Genomic DNA, 19881 nt, shown 5'->3' on the forward strand with positions numbered 1-19881 from the left:
AGGGCCCGGATCAGAAGCGGCGGTGACGAACCGCCTGGAAAAGCACCACCGCCAGATAAATCAGGCAGACCAGCGTCATGAAAAGCCAGAACCGCGTCACCATCAGCCCGACGCAGATCGCAACGCCGATCAGCAGGAAGCGTGCCTTATCCCGGGCGATCTTCAGCCCTTTGGCCGAGGGCGTGGGAATGCGCGAGATCATCAGGAAGCCCACAAAGCCGAGCCACAGCCCGACCATCAGCGGCATCTCCCGAAAATTGACAAGGCCTGCAAAAGTGGCAAAGACCGGCAGCAGCCCCAGACCCGCACCCGCCGGGGCCGGAACGCCCAGGAAGTGGCGCGGTGCGTCGGGCTGGTCGCGCATGGTGTTGAACCGCGCCAGCCGCAGACAGCAGCAGATCGCGAAGGTCAGCGCCAGCACCCAGCCCAGACCTTGGTCCGGGAAAAGCGCAAAGCGGTAGGTCAGAAGCGCCGGGGCCACACCAAAGCAGACGAAATCCGACAGGCTGTCGAGTTCCGCGCCCATTTCTGAGGTGGCGCGCAGACGCCGCGCCACCAGGCCGTCAAGTCCGTCAATGGCTGCGGCAAAGACGATCAGGGCCGCCGCATAGATGTAAAGCCCGTCAAAGGTGAGCCGCATGGCCGTCAGGCCACAGCACAGCCCCAAAATGGTGATCAGATTGGGAACAAGGTGCACGAAAGGCAGGTTCTCACGCATACGACGGGCCATGGTTTATACCTTTGCGGTCACGATGGGGGTCTGCGGGCCGTTCATCCGGGCCAGAACGCTTTCGCCCGACACCATTTTCTGCCCCACGGCAACCAGCGGCTCCACACCATCGGGCAGATAGACGTCGACCCGCGAGCCAAAGCGGATCAGGCCGAAGCGCTCACCGGTGGCAAGCGGCGTGCCGTTATCGACAAAGCACAAAATGCGCCGCGCCACGAGGCCCGCGATCTGCACCACGCCGACTTCCCGGCCATCGGGGGTGGTGACGACCATGGAATTGCGCTCATTGTCGAGCGAGGCTTTGTCGAGCGAGGCGTTGAGGAATTTGCCCTCGGTATAGACGATATGCTTGACGGTGCCGGCAACCGGGGTGCGGTTCACATGGCAGTCAAAGACATCCATGAAAACCGAGATGCGGGTCAGCTCGCGGGCCTCCATGTGCAGCTCCGGCGGCACCGCCACGCGCTCAATCATCGAGACCACGCCATCGGCGGGGCTGACGACGATGCCCGCTTCCTGGGGCACGGTCCGGATCGGGTCACGGAAGAAGGCCAGACACCAGACGGTCGCAATCAGCCCGATCCAGCCGAGCGGCTGCCAGACAAAGAAAAAGACCAGCGTCACCGCGGCAAAGATCGCCACGAATTTGCGCCCTTCGGGGTGCAGGCGCACCTTCATCCGATCAAATGCTGAGCCACCACCGGCCATGTGTCATCCTTTCAGGTTAAGATTGCGTTCAATAGCGGCGGAACGCCCTCAGGATCAAGCGCGGCTGTCGCCGCAGAGGGGATTTTTGCGTCTCTCCGCCACTTTAAGGGGGCATTTCCCTCTGATCGGCCCTGTTCCCTTCTGTCACCGGGGAAAACGATTGCACGAGGGGCGGCGGAACCCGGCGCATTGATCTGCGTAATTTTCATGCAGCCGCGCCTGGCGCAGAGCGGGAGAGAGAGATTTGATGCTTTTTAAGGCAATCTCTGCGCAGAGTGCAGGCAGCGTCCTGCGCAGCCTTGCGAGGCCGGGGCCCGCGTTCAAGAGTGATCCGACCGGCAGCCTTTCAGGGCAGCACCCCTGCCCGAAGCGAATGGGGAAATTGTGACCGATTATTTTAACGAGATGTTTCACGCGGGTCAGGTGCGCGCGCCCTATGGGCGGCTGCAGGACTGGATGGCGGCCATGCCTGCTGAACTGCGCCAGATGAAACAGGCCGAGGCGGAAGAGCTTTTCCGCCGCATCGGCATCACCTTCGCCGTCTATGGTGAGGGCGGCGATCCGGACCGGCTGATCCCCTTTGACATGTTCCCGCGGGTCTTTACCGCCCAGGAATGGGCACGGCTTGACCGTGGCATCCGGCAGCGGGCGCGGGCGCTCAATGCCTTTCTCGCCGATGTCTACGGGCGCGGTGAGATCGTGCGCGCGGGCCGCATTCCGGCGGATCTGGTTTACAAAAACGCGGCCTATGAGAAATCCGTGGCGGGCTTCGTGCCGCCCAAGGGGGTCTATTCGCATATCGTCGGCATCGATCTGGTGCGCACGGGGCCGGAAGATTTTTATGTGCTGGAGGACAATTGCCGCACGCCGTCCGGGGTCAGCTATATGCTGGAGAACCGCGAGATCATGATGCGGATGTTCCCGGATATCTTCCGCGAGAACCGGATTGAACCGGTGGACCGCTACCCCGATCTTCTGCGCCGCACGCTGGCTTCCGTTGCGCCCGCGAAATGTAACCGCGATCCCAATATCGTCATTCTGACCCCGGGCCATTTTAACTCGGCCTATTATGAGCACAGCTTTCTGGCAGATCTGATGGGGGTTGAGCTGGTTGAGGGGCAGGATCTCTTTGTTGAGGGCGAATTTGTCTGGATGCGCACCACGGAAGGCCCGCGGCGCGTCGATGTGATTTACCGCCGGATTGATGATGATTTCATCGATCCTTTGTGTTTCCGACCAGATTCCATGCTGGGGGTGCCGGGGCTGATGGATGTCTACCGCTCGGGCGGGGTGTCGATCTGCTCTGCCCCCGGCGCGGGGGTGGCCGATGACAAGGCGGTCTATACCTATGTGCCCGAGATGATCCGGTTTTACTTAGGCGAAGAGCCGATTTTGCAGAACGTTCCGACCTGGCAGTGCGCGAAGGGCGATGATCTGAAATATGTGCTGGAGAACCTGGGCGAGCTGGTGGTGAAAGAGGTTCACGGCTCGGGCGGCTATGGCATGCTGGTGGGGCCGAAATCGACCCGCGATCAGATTGAAAGCTTCCGCGCGCGCGTCGCGGCCAATCCCGGAAATTACATCGCTCAGCCGACGCTTGCGCTGTCGGCCTCACCGACTTTCGTGGAGGAAGGTGTCGCGCCGCGGCATGTGGATCTGCGGCCCTATTGTCTGGTGGGTGAGCGGATTGAACTGGTGCCGGGGGGGCTGACGCGGGTGGCGCTCACAGAGGGGTCTTTGGTGGTGAACTCGTCTCAGGGGGGCGGGGTAAAAGACACCTGGGTGCTGGCAGAATGAGGGGCCGGCTGCATGTGGCAGGTGCCGGGGACGCTGTCCCCGGACCCCTGGAGTATTTTGAAAAAACCAAAGATGCAGTCTGTCTGAGGGGGGATCTGCCATGCTGAGCCGGACGGCGGATAATCTTTACTGGCTGGCGCGCTATATGGAGCGTGCCGATACGGCAGCACGGGCGCTGGAGGTGGGGGCGCGGATTGCGCTGATGCCGAGTGCGGGACATGGCTACCGCAATGAATGGGACGCGCTGTTGCAGGCCAGTGGCACGGCGGAAATTTTCCGGCGGAAATATGGCGATGCCGTGCAGCGCAATCTCGAGAGCCATTTTTTCTTTGATGTGGATAATCCCTCTTCCGTGGCGGCCTGTATCACAAGGGCGCGGGAGAACGGGCGGATTGTGCGCACCGCGCTGACGGCCCAGGTCTGGGATGCGCTGAATTCGGCCTTTCAGGAGTTGCGCCAGCTGGAGCGGGCGCCGAGGTCCGATCTGTCGCTCTTTCGTCTGACGGAATGGACGCTGAAGCAGGCGGCTTTGGTGCGCGGGGCGATTGATGCGACGCTTCTGCGCAATGACGGCAGCCAGTTTCTGAATATCGGCTATCATCTGGAGCGGGCGGATAACACCGCGCGGCTTTTGGATGTGAAATATTATGTGCTGCTGCCGAAAGCGGACTTCGTAGGCTCGGGTCTTGATAATTACCAGTGGTCAACGCTTTTGCGCGCCATGTCGGTGCACCGGGCCTTTCATTGGGCTTACGGCGGCGAGATCACGGCGCCGAAGATCGCCGATTTTCTGATCCTGAACAATCAATGCCCCCGGGCGCTGATCACCTGTGCCGAGGGGCTGCATCAGAATCTTGCCAAGCTTGCGAAATTCTATCATCGCGAGAGTGCGGCCCAGGATGCGGCGAGCGCTTTGCTGCACCGGCTGCAGCAGACTTCGGTGGAGGAGATTTTTGATGAGGGGATGCATGAGTTTCTGACCCGCTTTATCCGTGAAGTGGCAGAGATCGGGCGGATTGTTCATGAGGTTTATCTGAGCGGAGACAACCGATGAAGCTGACGGTGGAACATGTCACCCGCTACTCCTGGGACAGGCCGGTGCGCGGCGTGGTGCAGAGCCATCGGTTGACGCCTGCGCTCTTTGACGGCCAGAGGGTTCTGGACTGGGAGGTGAGCGTCTCGGACGGCATCCGGGGTGGTCGGTTTCGGGACGGATCGGGCACGCAGATCCAGTCCTGGTCGGTGCAGGGTCCGGTCTCGGAGGTGGTGGTGACGGTGCGCGGCCGGGTGGAGACCGAAGATCTGGCCGGGGTGTTGCGGGGCCATCGGGAGAGCCTGTCGCCTTTGGTCTGGCTGCGCGAGACGGCGCCGACGCGGGCGGATGTGGCTTTGCATAAGCTTGCCCATAGTGTCGAGGCGCCCGATGCGCTGACGCTTGCCCATGGTCTGGCGGGGGCTGTGGCAGAGGCCATTGCCTATCAGCCCGGGGTCACCAGCGCGCGCACCACGGCGGCAGAGGCTCTGGCGCTGGGGGCCGGGGTTTGCCAGGACCATGCCCATGCGCTGATCTCGGTTGCGCGGCTGCGCGATCTTCCGGCGCGCTACGTCAACGGCTATCTGCACGCCACCGAAGATGGCAGCCCCCATGAGGCCATGCATGCCTGGGCGGAAATCTGGATCGAGACCCTGGGCTGGGTAGGCTTTGATGCGGCCAACCGCTGCTGTCCGGATGACCGCTATATCCGCCTTGGCTGCGGGTTTGATGCGCCCGATGCCGCGCCGATCCGCGGGACTGCGCGCGGAACCGGTACCGAGGGGATGGATGTCCGCGTTCAGGTTGGCGCTGCCCAACAATAAGGCATCCGCCCGATTTTCATGCCCTGAAAGCCGGCTGCGACCGCGCAGCCGGTTTTCCCGCCCCTGTCGGGGGCGTAGGCTGGGCCTCTGCGAATCGGGAAACTCGTGATGACCTACTGCGTTGGACTGCTTTTGAAGGCCGGGATGGTCTTGCTGTCGGACACCCGCACCAATGCGGGGCTCGATAATATTGCCACCTATCGCAAGATGTTCACCTTTGAGGAGGCGGGCGAGCGGGTGATCACCATTATGACCGCCGGATCGCTTTCGGTCAGCCAGACCACGCTGTCGCGGCTGCGCGATGCGATCCGTGCCACCGATTCCGATGGTGAGACCTCAATCATGAAGGCGCCGACCATGCTGAAGGTCGCCGAGATCGTCGGAAATATGCTGGCAAGCGTGCGGATGGATGTGGAAGAAAAGCTGCATTCCATGCGTCAGAGCGCCTCGGCCAGCATGATCGTCGCCGGGCAGCGCAGGGGCGGTAACCCGCGGATGTTCCTGATCTATCCGGAGGGGAATTTCATCGAGGCCACCGATGACACGCCGTTTCTGCAGATCGGTGAGCATAAATACGGCAAGCCGATCCTTGACCGGGTGGTGAATATGGAAACCTCGCTGGAGGATGCCCAGAAGGCGGTGCTTTTGTCGATGGATTCGACCCTGCGCTCGAACCTGTCCGTCGGCATGCCGCTCGATCTGCAGGTTATTGCCCGCGATGCGTGTGAGGTGACCATGAGCCGCCGGATTGAGGCTGGCGATGCCGATTTCCGGGCCATGTCCGAGGCCTGGTCGGTGGCGCTGCGCGACGGATTCCAGCAGATCTCGCTTTAAAAAGGCTCGCCTGAACGCCGGTTTCGCGCCAGTCTGTTGCGATGAGCGGCAGGCTGGCGTTTTTCTTTGCGCTGATCTTTCCCCAGGGCGCCCTGCCCTGCGAAACTGCTTTGCTCCTGGCCATGGATGTCTCGGGCTCGGTCGATGCCTCGGAATATCATTTGCAGACTGCGGGGCTGGCGGCGGCGCTGCGCGACGATGCTTTGCGCGATCTGATGCTGCACCGCCGGGTGGCGGTCAGTGTGATGCAATGGTCCGGCCCGGGCCAGCAGCGCGTCATGATCGACTGGACTGCGGCTGAGAGCGCCGCAGCCATCGCAGATCTCGCCACCAAAGCAGCCGCCATGCCCCGCGCCTTTGAAGGGGGTGGCACGGCGATCGGCGAGGCTCTTTTTGCCGCGGCAGCGCAGATCGAGCGGGCCCCGCCCTGTCGCTATCAGGTGGTCGATGTGTCCGGCGACGGAGATGAGAACGCAGGCTCTCATCTGAGCCTCGCGCGGCAGAGGCTGGAGCGGAGCGGCGTGCAGATCAACGGCCTTGCGATTGAGCAGATCGGACGGGCGGTCTCGGGCTATTACCGGGCGCGGGTGATCACCCGGGACGGATTTGTTGAGACTGCCGCGGGGCATACGGATTTTGCCCGTGCCATGCGGCGCAAGCTTTTGCGCGAACTGACGAAGCCTGCAACCTGAGGGCCGCAACCTGAGGCAGGGGCGAAAAATCCCCGCTCCCTCTTCCATCGTCCGGCAAATCCCCTATGCTGTTGAACCGTGACGACATGAGGGATCTATGGTGCGCAGCATTGAATATGGAAATCTGATGCATCAGGCGATGCGCGGACTGATCCGCCAGGTCCTGACGGATGTGCGCCAGCATGGTCTGCCCGGTGAGCATCACTTCTTCATCACCTTTGACACCACCCATCCGGATGTGCAGCTCGCAGACTGGCTGCGTGCGCGCTATCCCGATGAGATGACCATCGTCATTCAGCACTGGTTTGAGAACCTGGAGGTGGATGAAGAGGGCTTCACCATCACGCTGAACTTCGGCAACCAGCCTGAGCCCATGCGCATTCCCTTTGATGCGCTGCGCACCTTCGTGGACCCTTCGGTTGAATTTGGCCTGCGCTTTGAAGCGCATGAGGATGAATTCGACGAGGAAGAGGAAAGCGAAGAGGACGGCGATGATGAGCCGACCCCGCCGCCTGCCGCCCCCTCTCCGGGTGGCGCTGAGGTGGTTCAGCTGAACCGCTTCCGGAAAAACTGAGCGTGACAGAGGCCCGGGTTTCCCCCGGGCTTTATGTTAGCGCCGGTATCCCGCCGCATACCAATTGCCATCGCAGCCCCCCGGCGCTATGGCAGTTCCCGAGTATTCGCAGGAGGAACGCATGACCGCGACCCGCACCGAAACCGACAGCTTCGGCCCGCTCGAAGTCCCCGCAGACAAATACTGGGGCGCACAGACCCAGCGGTCGATCATTAACTTCCCGATCGGCTGGGAACGTCAGCCGGTTCCGGTGATCCGTGCGCTTGGCGTCATCAAGAAAGCCACTGCGCTGGTCAACAAAGCCCAGGGCGATCTGGATGCCACGCTGGCCGATGCCATTGTGGCGGCTGCTGACGAAGTGATCGCCGGCAAATTCGACGACAACTTCCCGCTGGTCGTCTGGCAGACCGGTTCGGGCACCCAGTCGAATATGAACGCCAACGAGGTCATCTCGAACCGCGCGATCGAAATTCTGGGCGGCGAAAAAGGCTCGAAAAAGCCGGTTCACCCGAATGACCACGTAAACATGGGTCAGTCGTCGAACGACACCTTCCCGACCGCGATGCATGTCGCCATCGGCACCCACACCCGTGACGTGCTGCTGCCGGGTCTTGAGAAGCTTTCGAAAGCGCTCTGGGCGAAGTCGGAAGAGTTCAAAGACATCATCAAGATCGGCCGCACCCATACTCAGGATGCAACGCCCCTGACCCTTGGTCAGGAGTTCTCGGGCTATGCGACGCAAGTTGACCGCGGCATCGAGCGCGTGAAACTGGCGCTGCCGCATATCTATGAGCTGGCTCAGGGCGGCACCGCCGTCGGCACCGGTCTGAACACCCGCGTGGGCTTTGACGCCCGTGTGGCGGCGGAGATCGCGAAAGAGACCGGCCTGCCCTTCATCACCGCGCCCAACAAATTCGAAGCTCTGGCGGCTCATGACGCCATGGTCTTCTTCTCGGGTGCGCTGAAAACTGTGGCCGGTTCGCTCTTCAAGATCGCCAACGACCTGCGTCTGCTGGGTTCGGGCCCGCGTTCGGGTCTGGGTGAGCTGATCCTGCCGGAAAACGAGCCGGGCTCGTCGATCATGCCGGGTAAAGTGAACCCGACCCAGGCCGAAGCGCTGACCATGGTCTGCGCCCATGTCATGGGCAATGACGCAGCCGTCGGCTTTGCCGGCTCGCAGGGCCACTTTGAGCTGAACGTCTACAACCCGATGATGTCCTACAACGTCATCCAGTCGATCCAGCTTCTGGGTGATGCGGCCTCGTCCTTCACCGACAACATGGTTGTGGGCACTCAGGCCAACACCACCCGCATCGAAAAGCTGATGAAAGAATCGCTGATGCTGGTGACGGCTCTGGCGCCGACCATCGGTTACGATGCTGCGACCAAAGTGGCCAAGACCGCCCATAAAAACGGCACCACCCTGCGCGAAGAGGCAATCAACCTCGGCTATGTCGATGGCGAGACCTTTGACCGCGTCGTGCGTCCGGAAGACATGATCAGCCCGAAAGGCTGAGATTTCCATGGCAGAGGTGATCAACCTTCGGCAGTTCAAAAAGCAGGCGGCCCGTCGGGCCGCCCGCGCTGAAGCGGATGCCAATGCCGTGAAATTCGGCCGCACCATGGCCATGAAAAAACGCGAGGCGGAAGACGCCTCGCGTGCGAAAGCCGCGCTCGACGGCCATAAGCTCGAAGATTAAGCCACGCCGCTGAAAAACCGCTCTGCCGGGATGGTCGCGGCCAGCCTGCCCGCCGCGGTCCAGTCGCGCTCCCAGGGCGCGTCAGAGGCGATCAGAACCACACCGTCCCCCGGCCTTTTGTCCAGCACGGCACGAAGACGCGCCGCGACGCTGCCAAAGCCCTCCATCGGAAGAGGGGCCGTGCCTGCGCCGTCCAGCACATCGCCATTGGCCTGCAGCAGCTGATCCGCCGCCATGCTCTGCGCCAGGGCCAGCCGCTCTGCCCCTGTCACCGCCATCAGCCGCGCATGCTCTCGTGCAGGGACGCGCAGCGCCTTTTCCAGCCGCAGAGCGTTTGAGGAGAACAGAAAGGCAATGATATCGCGCCCCGTGGTCGCCCGCACCCCGGCATAGGTTTTGTAATCGAGCCCGAGATCCTGCGCGCGCTTCACCCGCATCCGCACAACTTCCACCGGCAGCACCGGCAAAAGCCGCGCCCGCGCCGCCGTCCAGCAGTGCCTGCGCCATTCAAAGCCCGCCATTTCCGGCCCGCCGTTATGTCCGATCCCCGCCATGCTGCCGATCCCCGCTGCCCTGTCATTTGCGCCCTTGCCCCGGCACTGCGGGACTGGCACCCATAGACAAAGGAGAGTGCCATGTCCGACCGCCCTGTCAAACGATCCCTGACGCTTCACGGCCACCGCACCAGCGTTTCGCTGGAAACGCCCTTTTGGGAGGCACTTCAGGAGATCGCCGCAGAGCGGAAAATCTCACTCGCGAAACTTGCAGCTGAAATTGATGACACACGCGGGACGGGTGCCGGACTGGCCACGGCTTTGCGGATTTTTATTCTGGAGCACTATCGCGCCCTCGCGGCCCAAGCTGCGGAAAAGGCTGAATAAACCCGTCTGATTATGTCGCATTTCGGGAACAATGCGCAAAGCCCGTTCTGCGTTGCAATAATTTCGCCACTGCGTCACAGTAGCAGGATGTAAGGGATGGGTTCCAGGCGGACAAAAGAGCCGCGGGGCAGTGGTGATCGGAGAGGCAGGTCACATGAGTTTCAGATTCTCGGGCCCTGCGGGCCTGCTGGGGATTTTGCTGGCTTTTGCCACGCTTGCAGCTCCGGCCGTTGTTAAGGCAGACAGCATCCGCGTGATGCGCGGTGCATCCTCCTCGGCGCTTCAGGTGCCGATGAACCGGGCTGTTGTTGTGGAAAGCGACGCCCCTTTTGCCGAACTTTCGATCGCCAACCCGGGGATTGCGGATATCTCCACGCTCTCGGATCGCTCGATCTATGTGCTGGGCAAAACGCCCGGACGCACGAGCCTGACGCTTCTGACCGCCGAGGGACGGCTGATCTCCAATGTTGAGGTCCATGTCACCCCCGATATCGCCGAGTTCAAAGAGCGCCTGCGCCAGATCCTGCCCTCTGAGAAGATCGAAGTGCGCACCGCCAATGACGGCATCGTGCTCTCGGGCACGGTAACTTCGACCGCGCGGCTCGACCGCGCCCTTGATCTGGCAGAGCGTTACGCACCTGGCCGGGTGTCCAACCTGATGAACGTCGGCGGCACGCAGCAAGTCATGCTGAAGGTGCGCTTTGCAGAGATGCAGCGCTCGGTCTCAAAATCGCTCTCCGCGCAGCTGGGGGCCAATGGCACCATCGGCGGCGGCAGCGGCACCACCAGCGTCAATGGCGCGGGCGGAGCGCTTGCAGGCGGCGGCATCGGCACCCTGGGCCTTGGCTTCACAGCAGGCTCGATGCAGTTCTCGGTGATGCTTGAGGCGCTGGAAAACAAAGGCGTTGTCCGCACCCTGGCAGAGCCGAACCTGACCGCGCTTTCGGGCCAGCAGGCGAAATTCCTGGCGGGTGGGGAATATCCGATCCCGGTGCGCAATGATGACGGTGTGGACGTTCAGTATAAACCCTTTGGGGTTGAGCTGAACTTCACGCCCCGCGTCGTCGACGGGGATGTGATCAACCTTGAGATCAACGCGGCTGTCTCCTCGATCGACAGTTCGGTTGCGGTTCAGACCTCCGGGATCACCGTCAACGGCTTCAAACGGCGTGAGACCTCAACCACGGTTGAGATGCGGGACGGCGAAAGCTTTGCGATTGCAGGTCTGCTGCAGGATGACTTCCGCAACCTGAAGGGCCAGGTGCCCTGGCTTGGGGATATCCCGATCCTTGGCGCGCTCTTCCGCTCGGCCGATTACATGCGCCAGCAATCCGAACTGGTCATCATCGTCACCCCCCATCTCGTCAGCCCGACGCGTGGCGAGGCGCTGGCCCTGCCCACCGACCGGGTGCGGCTGCCCACCGAGAATGAATTTTTCCTTCACGGCAAAAACGTCGGCGGCGTGCGCGCCACCGGGGCTGCCGGAGAGATCGCACGACAGGACTTCAGCTCGCCCTATGGCTATGTGATGGAGTAAGGGCATGACCGTGAGATCTCTCTCCAAAGCCCTTCCCCTCGTTATGGCTCTCTCACTTGCGGCCTGCGGTCACTCTGAGCTTGGCTCAGAGCTGCCGGCGGCTGACTTTGGCAATGCGACGATGAACAACGGGCTGATCCAGTCGGGTGAGCTGAACTACGTCATGGCGCTTGGCACCCGCTTTGCCCAGGAAGTGCCGAGCACCATCACCTTCGCCTTCAATTCGGCTGAGCTTGACGGCGCGGCACGTGCGGTTCTGGCCCGCCAGGCGCATTGGATCCGGCAGTTCCCCGAGGTGCGCTTCAAGGTCTACGGCCATACCGATGCGGTCGGGTCGGGCGCTTACAACTATCGGCTGGGCCTGCGCCGGGCTCAGGCTGTGGTCGCCTTCCTGGCCAGCCAGGGCGTCAGCCGTGAGCGGCTGGAGGCCGTCGTCAGCCACGGCAAAACGCAGCCCGTGATCCCGGTTCCCGGCCCGGAGCGCGCGAATCGCCGCACGGTGACCGAGGTCACCGGCTTTGTGGCCCGCCACCCGACCGTGCTGAACGGCAAATATGCCGAGGTAATCTTCCGCGATTACGTCCGTTCAGCCGGGGGCGCGACGACGACTCCGGCCACCAGTGTTTCCGGTGGATAAACAGTCACCGCCTGAATATGGCCACATTTGACCCTGAAAAGAGGCGCGACAGGTCAGTTTGTCGCGCCCCTTTGCGTCTAAAATACCGAACATTTAGGTTTTTTTAGCCAAATTCTCGCCACCATTGCAGGCGAGTTTTGCAACATGAGCAGCGGGACACAGTGAGTCGTCCCGACACGACTGTGGAGCGGGAGCGGACCCAATCAGCCCCGCCTCAGGTACGAGGACCGATGTGATGGCAAGTGTGGCACAACTTTATCCCGAACCGGCACCGATCGTGGCCTGCACTGTCTCACGCAATGTGCAGAATTTTGATCTTCTGATTGAGGATATGGAGGCCGCCTTAGGCGAACGCTGGGGCGATCTGTCCTTCCGCGAGGCGCTGGCCTTCTTCGATCAGCCCAATGCCGAACATCTCGAATTCGTCGCCCTCGCCGTCGACGGGGAGGATGAGGAGACCTTGTCTGAGATCGCCGCCGTGATCACTGCGGCGCAGAAACACGGCATCAAGGTGATCCTCGTGGCCGATCAGGTCGGCCCGGCCGGGCTGCACCAGCTTCTTCGCATGGGCGCGGAAGATTTCGTGCCCTACCCGTTGCCCGAAGGCGCGCTCGATGAGGCGATTGAACGGATCCGCCGCCCCGCCGCGCCACCCGCCGAACTCGCAGCCCCTCAGGTTGCGCCCTCTCCCGAAGCTCCGGCGTTTCGCGCCGGGGGCGATCGTGACGGCGTGGTGCTGCCGGTCCATGGCCTTGCAGGCGGCGTGGGGGGCACCACCTTCGCCGTCAATCTGGCCTGGGAGCTGGCGAACCTGTCGAAAACCAATCCGCCGCGCGTGGCGCTGATTGATCTCGATCTGCAGTTCGGTTCGGTGGCGACCAGCCTTGATCTGCCGCGCCGCGATCAGATCTTTGACGTGCTCTCGGATGTCTCCTCGATCGACAGCGACAGCTTTGTGCAGTCGATGCTGACCTTCAATGACCGGCTGCATGTCTTCACCTCGCCCCCCGATATGCTGCCGCTGGACTTCATCACATCAGAAGATGTGGCAAAGCTCATCACCATGGCGCGGGCGAATTTCGACTATGTCGTGATCGATCTGCCGAAAACCATCGTGCAATGGACCGAGACGGTGCTGAACCAGGCCCATGTCTATTTCGTGCTGATCGAACTCGACATGCGCTCGGCGCAAAATGCGCTGCGCCTGGTGCGCGCGCTGAAGGCCGAAAACCTGCCCTGGGAAAAGCTGCGCTTCGCGCTGAACCGTGCGCCTGGCTTTACCGATCTTTCGGGCAAATCCCGCGCCCGCCGTCTGGCCGAAAGCCTGGCCATTGATATCGAAATCATGCTGCCCGATGGCACGCGTCAGGTGACCCAGGCCAATGACCACGGTGTGCCCCTGGCGGTCAGCGCGGCCAAGAACCCGCTGCGCAAAGAAATTCAGAAAATCGCCCGGCAGATCAGCGAAACCAACGCGGCTGCCGAAGCCGCCCGCCTCTGAGGGGTCTGCCGATGTTTTCACGCTACCGCAAAGCCGCCGCTGACCGCAAAGCCGAAAGCCCGGCGCAAAGCCCGCAGACGCCGGCGCCGGCAACCGCTGCGGCCCCCGCCCCGGCGGAGCCTCAGCGCGCTCCCGTTCTGCCCGGCGGCATGCTGAAATCCTCGCCGCGCCCTGCGGTTCAGCCCGCCCAGATCGCCGCCGCCGACAAAGAGCGCAAGCGCAAGGACCGCCTTGGCGAGCTGAAGTCAGAGCTGCACAAACGCCTGCTGGAGCAGCTGAACCTCGGCGCGCTGGAACATGCCTCTGAGGCCGATCTGCGCGCCGAAATCGCCAGCATCTCGACCGAGGTGCTGAGCGAGATGTCGGTCGTTCTCAGCAAGGAAGACCGCTCTCAGCTCTTCCAGGAGCTTTATGACGAGGTCATGGGCCTTGGCCCGATTGAGCCGCTGCTGAAAGACGACAGCGTCAACGACATCCTGATAAACGGGCCGCATCAGGTCTTTGTTGAGCGCGCAGGCAAGCTGCAACTCTCTGATATTACGTTCAAAGATGAAAAGCACCTGCTGCGGATCATCGATAAGATCGTCTCGGCGGTAGGCCGCCGGGTGGACGAGTCGAACCCCTATGTTGACGCCCGCCTGCTGGACGGCTAGCGTTTCAACGCCATGATCCCGCCGGTGGCGGTGGATGGCTCGCTGGTCTCGATCCGGAAGTTTAAAAAGGAAAAGCTGAAGGTCGAAGACCTGGTGCGCTTTGGTGCCTTCACCGAAGAAATGGCCGCTTATCTTGAGGCCGCGGTCTCAACGCGGCTCAATATCATCGTCTCGGGCGGGACCGGTTCGGGGAAAACCACGACGCTGAACGCCCTGTCCTCGTTTATCGCCGATGATGAGCGCATTCTGACGATTGAAGACACCGCCGAACTTCAGCTGCAACAGACCCACGTCGGCCGAATGGAAAGCCGCCCGCCAAACGTTGAAGGCAAAGGCGCGGTGACGCAGCGCGACTGTCTGCGCAACGCCCTGCGGATGCGTCCCGACCGCATCATCGTCGGCGAGACCCGTGGCGAAGAGGTCATCGACATGCTGCAGGCCATGAACACCGGCCACGACGGCTCGATGACCACGATCCACGCCAACAACGCCCGCGATGCGGTCAGCCGTCTGGAAAACATGGTTGCCATGTCGGGGATTGAAATGCCGCTCAAGGCGATGCGCAGCCAGATTGCCAGCGCTGTGAACCTGATCGTACAGGCCTCTCGTCTGCAGGATGGCTCGCGGCGGATGACCTCGATCACCGAGATCACCGGCATGGAAGGCGAAGTGATTTCCATGCAGGAAATCTTCCGCTATGAGCGCCGGGGCACCTCTCCCGACGGCAAAATCATCGGGCGCTTCAATGCCACCGGCGTGCGTTCGGCCTATTCTGAGCGTTTCAAGCAGTGGGGCTACGATCTGCCCGCCGCGATCTATGAGCCGCTGCCGTGAGGAGCCTGTAAACAATGGAATTTTCCAGCGCCCCGCTGATCTATGGCCTTGTTGCCCTTGCCGTCTTTGTCTTGGTTGAAGGGCTTTATCTGACGATCTTTGGCAAGTCGATCAGCCTGGACCGCAAGGTCAACCGCCGTCTCGCCCTTCTCGAGAAGGGCGGCTCGCGCGAGCAGGTGCTGGAACAGCTGCGCAAGGAGATGAACCAGCATCTCAAGGCGCGTGGCATTCCGCTTTATTCCATGCTGGCGGCCAAGGCGCAGAAGGCCAATATTGCCTTTTCGCCCGGCGCGCTGGTGCTGATCATGTTTGGCATGACGGCGGTTGCCTATGTTGGCCTGACGATCGGCACTGAGGCTGAGACGGCAGTGCGCATCGGTGTTGCCTTTCTGATCGGCTTTGGCGGCATTTATATCTGGGTGGCGCGTAAAGCCTCAAAACGGATCGCTTTATTTGAAGAACAGCTCCCGGATGCGGTTGAGCTGATGGTGCGCTCGCTGCGCGTGGGCCATCCCTTCAACTCTTCGGTTCAGATCGTTGCCAAAGAGATCCCCGACCCGCTTGGCACCGAATTTGGCCTGATCGCCGATGAGGCAACCTATGGACGGGATGTCTCGGAAAGCCTGCGGGCCCTGGCTGAGCGGCTGGATCTTCAGGATCTGCGCTTTCTGGCCGTGGCGGTGTCGATCCAGCAGCAGTCGGGCGGCAACCTGGCCGAAGTGCTTGACGGGCTGTCGAAAGTGATCCGCTCGCGCTTCAAGCTTTTTCGCCGTGTGCGCGCGATTACGGCTGAGGCGAAATGGTCGGGGATGTTCCTCTCGGGCTTTCCCATCGTGGCCATGGTGATGATTCAGATCGTCAAGCCCGACTATTACGACGATGTGAAAGACACGCCGATTTTCATTCCCGTAGCGATGGTGGTGGCGCTCTTTCTGGTCGTCAACGTGATCTATATGAAAATTATGGTCAATATTAAGGTCTGACGCCATGGATGCGCCCTCCTCACTGATGGCTGCGCTTCAGGGCGCATTCGGACCTGCGGGGCCGGTTCTGCTGGCGGGCCTTCTGGGTCTTGCGCTGATTGCCATTGCCCTGCCCGGCATGCTGAAACGGCGCGAAGATCCGCTCGACAAACTGAAGCGCGAAAGCAGCACCCGCGCGCCGCGCACGGACCAGAGCAAGGCGCTGCGCACCTCAGATTACAGTGACAAGCTGCAGCGTTTCGCCCAGTTCCTCGAGCCTGCCAAGGCAGAGGAGATGTCGGCCGCGCGGCTGAAGATGATGCAGGCGGGCTATCGTGGCCGCAATGCCGTGCGCAGCTATCACGCGGCGCAATTCGTGCTGGGTCTGTCGCTTCTTGTCATCGGGGTTCTGTGGGTTCTTCTGACCTCTGAGGGCGAGATGGACACCCAGGAGTTGCTGCTCAAGGGGATGCTGCCGGGGGTTCTGGGCTATTACGCCCCGGTTTATTGGGTGCAGCGCCGGATTCAGATGCGCCGCGAGGAGATGATCAACGGCTTTCCCGACAGTCTCGACATGATGCTTGTCTGCGTTGAGGCGGGGCAATCGCTCGATCAGTCGATCATCCGCGTCGCCAAAGAGATCCGCGCCGGATATCCGGCCCTGGGCGAAGAATTTGAAATCGTGGCCCAGGAAATCAAGGCCGGCAAAGAGCGTGCGCAGGTGATGCGCGATCTGGGTGAGCGTTCGGGCGTCCCCGATATCGCCTCTTTCGTCACCACCATGGTGCAATCGGCGACCTTCGGGACATCCATCGCTGAGGCACTGCGGATCTATGCCGCCGAGATGCGCGACAAGCGCGTCATGCGTGCCGAAGAAAAGGCCAACGTTCTGCCGACCAAGCTCACCCTTGGCACCATGCTCTTTACCGTGCCGCCTTTGATGATCATTCTGATCGGGCCGTCGATCTATGGCATTGTGACCACGCTTGGCTCTCTCAGGTGATTTCTTGATCCGTAAGACCTTTCTGCCGCTCCTCGCCCTCAGCCTTGCTCTTTCGGGATGCGGGCTGATCGGGAGCAGCCCCACAGACAGCGCGCCGGGCCTTGATACCAAAGGCCGGGCCGTCGACGGTCTGACGGTCGGGCACCGCCTTCAGGAAGCCGGTGAGCATGAACTGGCGCTGCGGGCATATTACCGCGCAGCCGCCCGGCAAGGGGCAACGGCGGATGTGCTTTCGGCCATCGGCTCGGCCAATCTTTCGCTCGGACGGCTGGGCCAGGCGGAGCAGATCCTGCGCCGCGCCCTGGAGCAGGAACCGGATTTTGTCCCGGCCCTCAACAACCTCGGCGTCGTTTTGATGGAGAAGGGTGAAACCGGAGAGGCTGCCCGCAATTTCCAGAAAGCCTTTGCCCTCGACAGTGGCAAAACGGACGCCATCCGCGAAAACCTGCGCTTGGCCCTCGCCCGATCGGACTCAGGCAGCTATTCTGCCGGCGAAGAGGCAGAGGGCTTCGCGCTGCTGCGGCAGGGACAGGGGAATTATCTCCTCGTCACCCGATAAAACCGATGCGCGCAGCCCGGTGAGCAGGATAAGGGACGCAAAATGCGCCAGTCGTCAGTGGTGATCGCGCTCTGCGTGGCAGGGCTCGCGCTTTCAGGATGTGGCCGGGGCGGCAATGATGTGGACCGCGCGCTCAAAGATATGACGGCGGTGGATGAGAACAATCTCTCCGATGTCATGCTGAGCGTCGCGGATCCGAAAGAGGCGGTCAGCTATTTCACCCGCGCCCTTGCTGAAAACCCCGGTCGCGTCGACATCCGCCGCAATCTGGCAAAGGCGCATCTGCGTGCAGGTCAGGCGGATCAGGCGGCGAAACTCTTTGAAGCGCTGGCCAATTCCCCCGATGGCCAAGCCGATGACCGGGTGAGCCTGGCTGAAGCCCATATCCGCGCCAATGACTGGAAGCGCGCGGAAGCGGTGCTCAACACCATCCCCCCCACCCATGAAACTTTCCAGCGCTACCGCCTGGAGGCCATGGTCGCGGATGCCAATAAAAACTGGAAGAAAGCCGACAGTTTCTATGAGATTGCCTCCGGCCTGACGGATCGCCCGGCGGGGGTTCTGAACAACTGGGGTTACTCAAAATTGACGCGTGGCGATTACAAGGGGGCGGAAAAGCTCTTTGTGGATGCGCTGCGCTATGACCCGAAGCTCTTTACCGCGAAAAACAACCTCGTCATGGCGCGCGGCGCACAGCGCAAATATGACCTGCCGGTGGTTGAGATGACCCAGACCGAGCGGGCGGAGCTGCTGCACACCATGGCGCTGACGGCGATTAAAGCGGGCGATGTGCGCACCGGGCGCGGGCTTTTGCAGGAAGCGGTTGAGACCCATCCTCAGCATTTCGACGCCGCCGCCCGCGCTCTGCGCGCCCTCGAAGGAAACGTCAAACAATGACCTTCGACACCACCGCCGCTCAGGCCCTGTGGTTTTTGCCCTTCGTCACCCCGGTCGCGCTTTATGTCGCCTGGAGCGACATGGCCGCGATGCGTATTCCGAACAAAGCGGTGCTGGCCCTTCTGGTGGTCTATGCCGTCGTCGGGCTGATCGCCCTGCCCTTCGTCGATTACGCATGGCGCTGGACGCATTTCGCAGTGGTGCTGGTCGCAGGCTTTGTGCTGACCATGATCGGGGCCATGGGCGGGGGGGATGCGAAATTCGGGGCTGCCATGGCGCCTTTTCTGGCGCTCGGGGATCTGCAGATCTTTCTGCTGATCTTTTCGGCCTCGCTGCTCGCGGCCTTTGCCGCGCATCGGCTGGCGCGTGCGATCCCGGCGCTGCGCGGCCTCGCACCCCACTGGGAGTCCTGGAGCAATCCGAAATTCCCCATGGGGCTCGCGCTCTCAGCCTCGCTTCTGATCTATCTGGCGCTTGCCGCTGCCCGATAAGCGGCAAAAAATAAGGGCCCTTCGGGGCCCTTATTTCGTCTCTTTACGGGTGATCATCGCCTGAAGTTCTGAGAGCGACAGCGCCGTTTCGCCGCGGTGGATCATCGCATGGCAGTTCGGGCAGACCGGCACCAGATCGCGCGGCGGCTCCACCCCGCTCTGATGGTGGAAATGCATGAAACCTTCGCCGCGCGGCCCATAGGTTTTGCCAAAATCGATGCCACAGCCCTGACAGACCAGCCGCCCCTCGGCCGCCGCCCGCCAGGCTTTTTCCGAGGCTGCACGCGCCACCGGATCGCGCTCGCGCATATTGCGGGTGATCTGGCGCTCTGCCCCTTCCAGGGCTGCGGGCAGCTGATCCACGCTTTCGGGGCTTTCGGCCAGATCAGCCGCGCCCTGATCGGGGCCGGGGACGGTAAAGCCTGCGCGGCGCAGACGGTCGCGGGCAAAGGCCGCGCTGAAGCCGCCGCCATGGCTGGCCTCAACCGCCACGCCCCAGACCGCCTTTACGGGGATCAGTTCCGGCGCTTCCGGGTGGCGGACAAACCAGTGCCGCTCCCCCTGAAAGCCCTCGGGCACGCCCTCTTTCAGGATGCGGTCCATAGCCTCGCGCAGCTTTGCAGCGTCAGGCTCGGGCGGGCGCGGCTTCAGACCGTCTTCGCCATCGGGCGCAAGCCAGAAGACCAGATCCTCTTCGCGCTCAGCCTCCAGCCGGATGCGGCGGCGGCTGCATTGGGCCGAGAGCGCGCTGAGGATCAGATCAAAGCCCTCCTCGCCATGGCCAATGCGCATCCAGCCCGCCTCGATCAGTTCTTCCGGCAGGGTCGGTGCGGCGCTTTCTTCTTCCGCCTCAGCCTCAACATCGCCGCCGCGTGCCAGAAGCATCGACCAGCCCAGAGGCTCAATCAGCAGGCCATTGGCATCGGCGAGGCAGGCAAATTCCACCGCCCCCGCCAGATGCGCATTATAGCCCCGCACATCGCGGCGCCCGAATGCCCGGTGCTCTCGAATGCCCCGGGCAAGGTCGATCATAT

General features: G+C 62.1%; 21 protein-coding genes and 1 pseudogene. 18 read left to right on the plus strand and 4 right to left on the minus strand.

The genetic code is table 11. The annotated features are described in order from the left end of the window. Positions 1-10: 10 nt before the first annotated feature. Both pssA and EP867_RS01230 read right to left on the minus strand, forming a co-directional pair. Positions 11-730 carry a CDP-diacylglycerol--serine O-phosphatidyltransferase gene (gene pssA, locus EP867_RS01225; RefSeq protein WP_128486400.1) on the minus strand — a complete coding sequence of 240 codons (720 nt, stop codon included), beginning with the start codon at positions 728-730 and terminating at the stop codon, positions 11-13. A 3-nt stretch (positions 731-733) separates the two neighbouring features. Continuing rightward, positions 734-1438: a phosphatidylserine decarboxylase gene (locus tag EP867_RS01230; RefSeq protein WP_380049887.1), complete on the minus strand. Its 705-nt coding sequence runs from the start codon at positions 1436-1438 to the stop codon at positions 734-736. Positions 1439-1843: 405 nt separating this feature from the next. Between EP867_RS01230 and EP867_RS01235 the strand changes: the two genes are divergently transcribed. The 8 genes from EP867_RS01235 (at position 1844) to EP867_RS01270 (ending at position 8892) form a co-directional block, all read left to right on the plus strand. Then, positions 1844-3235 (plus strand): circularly permuted type 2 ATP-grasp protein, encoded by a 1392-nt coding sequence (locus tag EP867_RS01235; RefSeq protein WP_164888740.1) that lies wholly within the window; start codon positions 1844-1846, stop codon positions 3233-3235. A 100-nt stretch (positions 3236-3335) separates the two neighbouring features. After that, positions 3336-4289 carry an alpha-E domain-containing protein gene (locus tag EP867_RS01240; protein ID WP_128486402.1) on the plus strand — a complete coding sequence of 318 codons (954 nt, stop codon included), beginning with the start codon at positions 3336-3338 and terminating at the stop codon, positions 4287-4289. Continuing rightward, positions 4286-5092 carry a transglutaminase family protein gene (locus EP867_RS01245; RefSeq protein WP_128486403.1) on the plus strand — a complete coding sequence of 269 codons (807 nt, stop codon included), beginning with the start codon at positions 4286-4288 and terminating at the stop codon, positions 5090-5092. The genes EP867_RS01240 and EP867_RS01245 overlap by 4 nt, the downstream gene beginning before the upstream one ends. Before the next feature lie 108 nt (positions 5093-5200). Further along, positions 5201-5926: a peptidase gene (locus EP867_RS01250; RefSeq protein ID WP_128486404.1), complete on the plus strand. Its 726-nt coding sequence runs from the start codon at positions 5201-5203 to the stop codon at positions 5924-5926. A 41-nt stretch (positions 5927-5967) separates the two neighbouring features. After that, complete coding sequence (locus EP867_RS01255) at positions 5968-6618, plus strand: DUF1194 domain-containing protein (protein ID WP_128486405.1); 651 nt, start codon at positions 5968-5970, stop codon at positions 6616-6618. Between the two features lie 97 nt (positions 6619-6715). Continuing rightward, positions 6716-7192 (plus strand): SspB family protein, encoded by a 477-nt coding sequence (locus EP867_RS01260; protein ID WP_128486406.1) that lies wholly within the window; start codon positions 6716-6718, stop codon positions 7190-7192. Between the two features lie 121 nt (positions 7193-7313). Next, positions 7314-8708 carry a class II fumarate hydratase gene (gene fumC, locus EP867_RS01265; protein ID WP_128486407.1) on the plus strand — a complete coding sequence of 465 codons (1395 nt, stop codon included), beginning with the start codon at positions 7314-7316 and terminating at the stop codon, positions 8706-8708. A gap of 7 nt (positions 8709-8715) precedes the next feature. Next, positions 8716-8892: a DUF4169 family protein gene (locus EP867_RS01270; protein ID WP_128486408.1), complete on the plus strand. Its 177-nt coding sequence runs from the start codon at positions 8716-8718 to the stop codon at positions 8890-8892. Here EP867_RS01270 and EP867_RS01275 read toward each other — a convergent pair. Continuing rightward, positions 8889-9446, minus strand: a complete 558-nt coding sequence (locus EP867_RS01275) for a hypothetical protein (RefSeq protein WP_128486409.1) — start codon at positions 9444-9446, stop codon at positions 8889-8891. The two genes, EP867_RS01270 and EP867_RS01275, sit on opposite strands and share 4 nt — an antisense overlap. A gap of 81 nt (positions 9447-9527) precedes the next feature. Between EP867_RS01275 and EP867_RS01280 the strand changes: the two genes are divergently transcribed. The 10 genes and pseudogenes from EP867_RS01280 to EP867_RS01325 all read left to right on the plus strand — a co-directional run bounded on the left by EP867_RS01280 (position 9528) and on the right by EP867_RS01325 (position 18847). Beyond that, positions 9528-9773 (plus strand): ribbon-helix-helix domain-containing protein, encoded by a 246-nt coding sequence (locus EP867_RS01280; protein WP_128486410.1) that lies wholly within the window; start codon positions 9528-9530, stop codon positions 9771-9773. Between the two features lie 154 nt (positions 9774-9927). Beyond that, the gene (locus EP867_RS01285; RefSeq protein WP_128486411.1) at positions 9928-11310 is read left to right on the plus strand and encodes a type II and III secretion system protein family protein; all 1383 of its coding nucleotides are present in this window, start codon (positions 9928-9930) and stop codon (positions 11308-11310) included. A 4-nt stretch (positions 11311-11314) separates the two neighbouring features. Next, positions 11315-11947, plus strand: coding sequence for an OmpA family protein (locus EP867_RS01290; protein ID WP_128486412.1), 633 nt, complete (start codon positions 11315-11317; stop codon positions 11945-11947). A gap of 235 nt (positions 11948-12182) precedes the next feature. After that, entirely contained in the window at positions 12183-13448 is a 1266-nt protein-coding gene (locus tag EP867_RS01295) for an AAA family ATPase (protein WP_128486413.1), read from the plus strand. Positions 13449-13459: 11 nt separating this feature from the next. Then, a pseudogene (locus tag EP867_RS01300) lies at positions 13460-14935 on the plus strand (CpaF family protein). Positions 14936-14949: 14 nt separating this feature from the next. After that, positions 14950-15918 (plus strand): type II secretion system F family protein, encoded by a 969-nt coding sequence (locus tag EP867_RS01305; RefSeq protein ID WP_128486414.1) that lies wholly within the window; start codon positions 14950-14952, stop codon positions 15916-15918. Positions 15919-15922: 4 nt separating this feature from the next. Further along, positions 15923-16900 carry a type II secretion system F family protein gene (locus EP867_RS01310; RefSeq protein WP_128486415.1) on the plus strand — a complete coding sequence of 326 codons (978 nt, stop codon included), beginning with the start codon at positions 15923-15925 and terminating at the stop codon, positions 16898-16900. A gap of 7 nt (positions 16901-16907) precedes the next feature. Continuing rightward, positions 16908-17459: a tetratricopeptide repeat protein gene (locus EP867_RS01315; protein WP_128486573.1), complete on the plus strand. Its 552-nt coding sequence runs from the start codon at positions 16908-16910 to the stop codon at positions 17457-17459. Between the two features lie 42 nt (positions 17460-17501). After that, a complete protein-coding gene (locus EP867_RS01320; protein WP_128486416.1) occupies positions 17502-18356 on the plus strand; it encodes a tetratricopeptide repeat protein in 855 nt (284 codons plus the stop codon). Then, positions 18353-18847, plus strand: a complete 495-nt coding sequence (locus EP867_RS01325) for a prepilin peptidase (RefSeq protein WP_128486417.1) — start codon at positions 18353-18355, stop codon at positions 18845-18847. Before EP867_RS01320 ends, EP867_RS01325 begins: the two co-directional genes overlap by 4 nt. Before the next feature lie 30 nt (positions 18848-18877). Here the strand turns inward: EP867_RS01325 and EP867_RS01330 are convergent, their stop codons facing one another. Further along, entirely contained in the window at positions 18878-19879 is a 1002-nt protein-coding gene (locus EP867_RS01330) for an HNH endonuclease (protein WP_128486418.1), read from the minus strand. Between the last annotated feature and the right edge of the window lie 2 nt (positions 19880-19881).

This window comes from Falsigemmobacter intermedius (genome assembly GCF_004054105.1).
Taxonomy (GTDB): domain Bacteria; phylum Pseudomonadota; class Alphaproteobacteria; order Rhodobacterales; family Rhodobacteraceae; genus Wagnerdoeblera; species Wagnerdoeblera intermedia.

Bases quoted from the DNA above. Each gene is read 5' to 3' on its own strand.
- EP867_RS01250 (WP_128486404.1), top strand. From the start codon at position 5,201: ATGACCTACTGCGTTGGACTGCTTTTGAAGGCCGGGATGGTCTTGCTG.
- EP867_RS01255 (WP_128486405.1), top strand. From the start codon at position 5,968: ATGAGCGGCAGGCTGGCGTTTTTCTTTGCGCTGATCTTTCCCCAGGGC.
- EP867_RS01230 (WP_380049887.1), bottom strand. From the start codon at position 1,438: ATGGCCGGTGGTGGCTCAGCATTTGATCGGATGAAGGTGCGCCTGCAC.
- pssA (WP_128486400.1), bottom strand. From the start codon at position 730: ATGGCCCGTCGTATGCGTGAGAACCTGCCTTTCGTGCACCTTGTTCCC.
- EP867_RS01285 (WP_128486411.1), top strand. From the start codon at position 9,928: ATGAGTTTCAGATTCTCGGGCCCTGCGGGCCTGCTGGGGATTTTGCTG.
- EP867_RS01245 (WP_128486403.1), top strand. From the start codon at position 4,286: ATGAAGCTGACGGTGGAACATGTCACCCGCTACTCCTGGGACAGGCCG.
- EP867_RS01305 (WP_128486414.1), top strand. From the start codon at position 14,950: ATGGAATTTTCCAGCGCCCCGCTGATCTATGGCCTTGTTGCCCTTGCC.
- EP867_RS01270 (WP_128486408.1), top strand. From the start codon at position 8,716: ATGGCAGAGGTGATCAACCTTCGGCAGTTCAAAAAGCAGGCGGCCCGT.
- fumC (WP_128486407.1), top strand. From the start codon at position 7,314: ATGACCGCGACCCGCACCGAAACCGACAGCTTCGGCCCGCTCGAAGTC.
- EP867_RS01295 (WP_128486413.1), top strand. From the start codon at position 12,183: ATGGCAAGTGTGGCACAACTTTATCCCGAACCGGCACCGATCGTGGCC.
- EP867_RS01235 (WP_164888740.1), top strand. From the start codon at position 1,844: ATGTTTCACGCGGGTCAGGTGCGCGCGCCCTATGGGCGGCTGCAGGAC.
- EP867_RS01290 (WP_128486412.1), top strand. From the start codon at position 11,315: ATGACCGTGAGATCTCTCTCCAAAGCCCTTCCCCTCGTTATGGCTCTC.
- EP867_RS01240 (WP_128486402.1), top strand. From the start codon at position 3,336: ATGCTGAGCCGGACGGCGGATAATCTTTACTGGCTGGCGCGCTATATG.
- EP867_RS01260 (WP_128486406.1), top strand. From the start codon at position 6,716: ATGGTGCGCAGCATTGAATATGGAAATCTGATGCATCAGGCGATGCGC.
- EP867_RS01330 (WP_128486418.1), bottom strand. From the start codon at position 19,879: ATGATCGACCTTGCCCGGGGCATTCGAGAGCACCGGGCATTCGGGCGC.
- EP867_RS01325 (WP_128486417.1), top strand. From the start codon at position 18,353: ATGACCTTCGACACCACCGCCGCTCAGGCCCTGTGGTTTTTGCCCTTC.
- EP867_RS01310 (WP_128486415.1), top strand. From the start codon at position 15,923: ATGGATGCGCCCTCCTCACTGATGGCTGCGCTTCAGGGCGCATTCGGA.
- EP867_RS01320 (WP_128486416.1), top strand. From the start codon at position 17,502: ATGCGCCAGTCGTCAGTGGTGATCGCGCTCTGCGTGGCAGGGCTCGCG.
- EP867_RS01275 (WP_128486409.1), bottom strand. From the start codon at position 9,446: ATGGCGGGGATCGGACATAACGGCGGGCCGGAAATGGCGGGCTTTGAA.
- EP867_RS01280 (WP_128486410.1), top strand. From the start codon at position 9,528: ATGTCCGACCGCCCTGTCAAACGATCCCTGACGCTTCACGGCCACCGC.